At 59.1% G+C, this 6,000-nt stretch carries 5 protein-coding genes; 4 read left to right on the top strand and 1 reads right to left on the bottom strand.

What is annotated here, in order from left to right; all coding sequences use genetic code 11:
• The first annotated feature begins 431 nt into the window (after positions 1 to 431).
• The 4 genes from ACXAH8_RS21065 (at position 432) to ACXAH8_RS21050 (ending at position 4,356) form a co-directional block, all read left to right on the top strand.
• Positions 432 to 1,178, top strand: a complete 747-nt coding sequence (locus ACXAH8_RS21065) for a 5-oxoprolinase subunit B family protein (RefSeq protein WP_475220508.1) — start codon at positions 432 to 434, stop codon at positions 1,176 to 1,178.
• Positions 1,178 to 2,176 (top strand): 5-oxoprolinase subunit C family protein, encoded by a 999-nt coding sequence (locus tag ACXAH8_RS21060; protein WP_475220507.1) that lies wholly within the window; start codon positions 1,178 to 1,180, stop codon positions 2,174 to 2,176. The genes ACXAH8_RS21065 and ACXAH8_RS21060 overlap by 1 nt, the downstream gene beginning before the upstream one ends.
• A 12-nt stretch (positions 2,177 to 2,188) precedes the next feature.
• Positions 2,189 to 2,950, top strand: a complete 762-nt coding sequence (locus tag ACXAH8_RS21055; protein ID WP_475220506.1) for a LamB/YcsF family protein — start codon at positions 2,189 to 2,191, stop codon at positions 2,948 to 2,950.
• Between the two features lie 158 nt (positions 2,951 to 3,108).
• Complete coding sequence (locus ACXAH8_RS21050; RefSeq protein WP_475220505.1) at positions 3,109 to 4,356, top strand: hypothetical protein; 1,248 nt, start codon at positions 3,109 to 3,111, stop codon at positions 4,354 to 4,356.
• A gap of 69 nt (positions 4,357 to 4,425) precedes the next feature.
• On the opposite strand, the gene ACXAH8_RS21045 is transcribed toward ACXAH8_RS21050, so the two are convergent.
• Complete coding sequence (locus ACXAH8_RS21045; protein WP_475220504.1) at positions 4,426 to 5,817, bottom strand: D-alanyl-D-alanine carboxypeptidase family protein; 1,392 nt, start codon at positions 5,815 to 5,817, stop codon at positions 4,426 to 4,428.
• Positions 5,818 to 6,000 lie beyond the last annotated feature (183 nt).

Here is a 6,000-nt window from a genome sequence, read left to right as displayed (position 1 = left end):
GCGTCCCCGCCGCCTCAGCAGCGCCCCAGCGCCTCAGCAGCGCCGGTGAAGGGGGTTCTAAGGTTTACCCCACAAAGCCGCAAGTGGAAAATTACATATCGGCGTATTTTTTTGCTATTTCTTATTTACATTAATAAAATCAACAAGTTATAGAAAGATCTCAAGCGCCAAAACAGCCAGATTCAGGCGCGTCATCCAAGGAACACCATGGCCCGACCAGAACCCCACAATGGCAAACCACAACATCTTGGGCCAAGTTAACTCCTGGATACAATAAAGCCCGACTCGCACCCGCGAGTCGAATCCGGTTACAGGCGTCAAAAACTACGTTTTGCGCGTCGGTGTAGATCACTCTTTCCTGTACTTGCGCATTTCATTGGGATGCGGTCTGGTTCCCGAATGACAAGACACGATCCAATCTCGGCCCACCTATGACTGAAGGTCTTTCCTACCCACTGGTGCGCACCGTCGGGCTCGACGGGGCTTTGGTGACATTTGCAGACAAGATGGATGAGGCCGCAAACCGCGCGGCCTTGGCGTTTCGGGCGCAGGTGGACGACCTTGCGCTGCGCGGGATTATAGAGACATCAGCCTCTCTGGGATCTGCATATCTGCGCTTTGACCCTCAGGTGGCTTCACATCTTGAGATCACAAGTCATCTGCAGCAGATCCTGAACCAGCAGGACTGGTATAGTGCCTCTCTGCCAAGCGGACGAAGACTATGGCAGGTGCCGACCGTATATGGCACGGACCTTGCCCCACAGCTGGAGGATGCCGCACATGTTGCCGGGCTGGACCCGGCCGAGGCTGTCCGGCGGCTTAGTCAAACTCAAGTGCGGGTGTTGACCATCGGTTTTGCACCGGGGCAACCCTATCTCGGGCCACTGGGACCCGAGTTCAACATACCGCGCCTGCAGGAGCTGACGCCCATGGTACCCGAGGGCGCCCTCGTTCTGGCGATCTCGCAGTTTGTGCTGTTCTCCGGCCCGACGCCAACTGGATGGCGGCATGTTGGACAAACGGCGTTCCGCTGCTTTCAGCCTGACAAAGATCAAGCATTTACCCTGCGCCCCGGTGATGAGCTTCAGTTCACCTCTGTCTCGCGTGAAGAACTTGAGGCAATCCGCGCCAATAATGACGACGGCCTTGGTGGCGCAACCTGCCAGGAGATCGCCTGATGACTCTGTTGGTTCACCGAATTGGACCGGCTTGTACGGTTCAGGATCAGGGGCGCATCGGCTACTTGGATCAGGGCCTGTCCCGGTCAGGGGCCGCGGATATTCTGGCGCTGCATGAAGGCGCAGCCTTGCTTGGCCAAAGCCCCGATCTGGCCGCGCTGGAAATGGCCGGTATGGGTGGCACGTTCGAGGCGACGCAACGCACAAGGGTAGCTTTGACCGGTGCGACGATGCAGGCGAACATCGACGGTTCCCCGATCGTGTGGAACGCATCCCATGTTCTTGAGCAAGGGGCAACGCTGACGATCAGTGCGACCGTTCAGGGCAACTACGGCTACCTGCATTTGGAGGGCGGCATTGAGGCCGAACTGTTCCTCGGCTCGCGTGCGACGCATCTGACGGCAAAGATCGGTCGCGCCGTTGCGGTGGGTGATGTGTTGCCCGCCGGGAAGACTGCGGGCGATGGTAGAATGAAGCTGTCCCCTTCGGGCCGGTTCAACGACGGCACCCTTCGCGTCGTCGCCAGCTTTCAAACCGCGTTGTTCAACGATGAAACGCTGGATCGCTTTACACAGACAGAGTTCACGCGCGGCGCGCGGGCCAACCGTATGGGTATGCAGCTGGAAAGTGACGGACCGGGCTTTGCGGCCAAAGATCAGCTCAATATCCTGTCCGAGGTGATCACGCCCGGCGACATTCAGATGACCGGCACCGGCAACCCTTTCATTCTGCTGCCCGAATGCCAGACGACCGGAGGCTACCCCCGGATTGCAACCGTCTTGCCCTGCGACATGCCAACGGCGGCGCAGACCCCGGCGGGCGGGACGGTTCGGTTTGAATTCGTGACTCTGGAACAGGCTGTAGAGATTGATGCTGCGTTTCGCGCGGATCTTGCGCGCCTTCCTGGCCGCGTGGAGCCTCTGGTCCGCGACCCTCATGACATCCCGGACCTGTTGTCCTACCAATTGATCGGCGGAGTGATCTCTGCCACCGACTAAGGAGACTATCTGATGCCGCGCGTGGATCTGAACGCCGATATGGGCGAGAGCTTTGGCCCCTGGAAGATGGGCGATGACGAAAGCCTGCTGAAGATCATTACATCCGCCAACATCGCCTGCGGGTTTCATGCTGGCGACTGGGATGTGATGGCCAAAACCATGACATTGGCGGCCGAGAATAATGTAGGCATCGGAGCGCATCCCGGCTTTCCCGACCTTCAGGGATTCGGGCGGCGCAATATGAAAGTGCCCCATGACAGCCTGCGCAATCTGGTGCGCTATCAGCTGGGCGCGGCACTGGGTATGGCCGCAGCCACTGGCACAAAGGTGCGGCATCTGAAACTGCACGGCGCTTTGGCCAATATGTGTTCGGTCGACCTCGACATGGCGCGGGCCTGCTATCAGGGGGCGCTGGATGTCGACCCGGACATCATCATCATGGTGCTGGCGGTCACCAAGCAGGAAGAGGCCGTTCGAGAGCTTGGCTGCAAATGGGTGGGCGAGATCTTCGCCGACCGAGCCTACAATGACGATGGTACCTTGGTTGATCGCAGCCTGCCCGGCGCGGTGATCCACGACCCTGAAATCGCCGGCCCGCGCATCCTGAACATGGTGCGCGAAGGGGCCATCATCACCGAATCCGGCAAGCGGCTGGAGACGTCCATCGACACGATCTGTCTTCATGGGGACGGCCCGACTGCCGTACAGATCGCCCGGTCGGTCCGGGAAAACCTGATCGAAGGCGGGGTCGAGGTGACAAAGTTCACCCGATAGACATCTGCCTGTAATCCTGGGTCCCTATCCTATCGCTGTTGCCTGAATTCGGTTGAGCGCATAGCATGCCCGCAAGTGCATGTTCTGAATACCGTATTTCTAGCAACGCTATTGGCTGGCCCCGCGCTCGCCGCCAGATGCCCGGCAAGGAGGCGCACATGTCTTTCGATCTGATGTCTTACACACCCCGCGGTGACAAGAAGAACTCGGACTTCTTTCACGAATACCTTCCGATGATCTACGAACGCAGGACCAGCTCGGGCGTCGCGGATCAGGTCGGCCCGATGCGTGCGATTGTCATCCAGGTCGAATCCACGGCGCTGTTCGATACGATGGTCGAGCTTTATGTGATGACGCCCTACCGCCACTCGGCCAGCTATCTGGGACAGACACACAAGTTCGCGGTCCTGCATTCGCATCCCGACTATCCGGCGCTGATCCTGATGGCCCCGCTGAGCGACAGTTTCGAGGACTTCATCCCGCGCATCAACCGGATGTACCCGCTGGCCCGCCCGACCCCGCAAACTCGGTACGTGGGGGAGGTCTTTGCCGCATGCGATCTGAAAGAGCTCAGCAAAACTCTCGAAGAACAAAACATCCGGTTTGAATACGCAGGTGATACGGAAAACCCGTTCTACACGCTGGATGGGTTTCGCTTTACCACGCCCTCGGATTTCACCTGCAACCGCGTTGGCTATTCCACGCTGGATTTCAACGACCCCGACAGTCTGGGCCTCGGCGATCGCGTTTTGCTGAGCGATACCGAGAAAGCTCGATTGGAAGAGGCTGCAGCCTTCGGCACCGACTCGAACATCGCGCCGCTGATGCTGGGGATCGACCACCTCGCCACACGTGTGCTGGCGGGCGAGCGGGAAGATGCGATCCTCGAATTTCTGACGATGGTGCCCTATTACTTCTGGGGGGCGTACAACATCTTCGACATGAATTCGTCGACCAATGTGAATCGCAACGCCAATGTGGATGACGACAAGAAATCCCCGGCCAAGGTGTTTACGGCAAACAACACGCCGTCCTTCGTAAACTCATTTGCCAAGCTGCCCATGCCGACCGAGGATTTCGTGCGCAACTTCGGCCGGCGCCTGCATCACATGGCGGTTGAGATTCAGGACGGTGACCATGGCGCGGGCGAAAAGAACGTGGATTTCGTCGTAAATACGCTCAAAGACAAAGGCGTGCCGTTCCTGGCCCATGTGGTGGGGGAATGCAAAGACGATCCCAACCTGAAACAGATCTTTTCAAAGCACTCAAAGAACACGCTGCTGATCACCGAGTACATCGAACGGTGCCACCAGTACGACGGGTTCTTCACCAAGGACAATGTCGCGGCGCTGACCGCCGCCGCCGGGCAGGATGAACAATACGAGCACGGTCATGTGTTCGACTGAACAGGTTTCATGAAAAAAGGGCTGCGAGGTTTCGCAGCCCAGACCCATCAGGAGAGTATATGTCGGGTCTTATGACGGCCCGATCATGAAACAGGTGACATTGCGCGCTTGAAGGCGGCGGCATGCCAGATCGGCCTGTTCGCGAGTCATGCCCTGGAACGTGGCCTCGAACCCTTTGGAGCTTTGATTGACCTTGCGCAACGTGCCGTCTAGCGCTGTCATCTCGGACAGAGCGGTTTTCAGCAGCACCTTCTCGGCTTCATAGCGCGTGGTGTAGCGGCCAACATTCACGCCCCACAGATGCCCGCCCGAGGTGGACAGCCGTGTGACGACCTCTTGTTCCGGCTCCGGCTGCTCGGCCGGTTGGGTCGAGGCCAGCACCAGATTTTCAGGCCGCAGGGCCGGACGTGTATCCGAGCTTTCGACCGGTGGTGCAGTCGGCGCGATATCCGCCTGTGCAATGGCAGCCGCTATCCCGTCTTTGATGCGGTCGCGGTTTTCATCGGCGGTGTCAACAACCGCGCTTGCAACCTGTGTCGTCGCTGTCGGACGCATTGCAGGGCGCAGGCTGGTCTTGGGTGCGCCGGTCAAACGGGCGACTTGCGTGCCACCCAAACCGGCATTGCCCGCGTAAGCCGGGCGCGCAGGACGGCGGATCGGGGCGCGGGACGGGGCGCGGCGGAACCCGAGATCCAACAGCTCAGCCACTTTGGCGTTCCGCGAGGCACCTGATTTGCCACCAAAGACCGTTGCTATAATGCGCTCATCCTTGCGCTTGGCCGAGGCAACGAGGTTGAAGCCCGCCGCGCGGGTATAGCCTGTCTTGATCCCATCCGCGCCTTTATACGCGGCCAACAAGCGGCGGTTGGTGTTGGGAACCGTCTTGATCCCGGCATTGGTCGATTGTCGCGAGAACAGGTTGTAATATTGCGGGTAATCATAGAGTAGATGCCGCCCTAGCGTGGTCATATCACGCGCTGTCGACATATGCCCCGACTCCGTCAGGCCATGCGCGTTCTTGAAGGTTGTGCGGCTCATCCCCATTGCTTTGGCGGTGCGCGTCATGCGGCGGGCAAAGGCGGCCTCGGACCCGCTGATCGCAATCCCTATAGCCGTTGCAGCATCATTGGCCGATTTCACCGCTGCCGCGCGGATCAGGTAGCGGAACGCAATCGTCTGGCCCGAACGCAGGCCCAGCTTCGACGGAGGCTCGGCCGCTGCTGCCCGCGTGATGCGAACCTGAGTATCCAGCGTGATCTCTCCGTTCCGAACTGCCTCGAACGCGATATAGAGGGTCATCATTTTGGTCAGTGAGGCCGGGTGCAGGCGGGTATCAGCGTTGCGCGAGTGCAAGACCTCGCCCGTTCGTGCGTCGATCACCATCGCCGCGTAAGGCGCGGCCAAAGCTTTGAGCGGCGCGAAAGAAAGCACCAACATAAACGCTGTGAGGAATAAGCCCATCCGGGCCGGGACTGTCCACCGACTCTGCACGATCTTTGCCTCTGTCTGCCTCGTTCCGCCGGGTTTTCCCGGTCGGATGAAATTTATTTATTATGGATAAGGCTAACACAGTACCCCGGCAAAATAAACCAAAAGCTGGGGTTTTCCCGGCATCGTGAGGGGCGGGGACCCCTTCTATATATA

The sequence above is a fragment of the Ruegeria sp. ABV3_008 genome (genome assembly GCF_056161185.1).
The sequence above is the reverse complement of the archived record's forward strand: the minus strand, read 5'-3'. Positions and strand labels throughout refer to the sequence as shown.

Excerpts from the sequence above, each read along its gene's own strand:
- ACXAH8_RS21065 (WP_475220508.1), top strand. The coding sequence starts at position 432 with ATGACTGAAGGTCTTTCCTACCCACTGGTGCGCACCGTCGGGCTCGAC.
- ACXAH8_RS21060 (WP_475220507.1), top strand. The coding sequence starts at position 1,178 with ATGACTCTGTTGGTTCACCGAATTGGACCGGCTTGTACGGTTCAGGAT.
- ACXAH8_RS21055 (WP_475220506.1), top strand. The coding sequence starts at position 2,189 with ATGCCGCGCGTGGATCTGAACGCCGATATGGGCGAGAGCTTTGGCCCC.
- ACXAH8_RS21050 (WP_475220505.1), top strand. The coding sequence starts at position 3,109 with ATGTCTTTCGATCTGATGTCTTACACACCCCGCGGTGACAAGAAGAAC.
- ACXAH8_RS21045 (WP_475220504.1), bottom strand. The coding sequence starts at position 5,817 with ATGGGCTTATTCCTCACAGCGTTTATGTTGGTGCTTTCTTTCGCGCCG.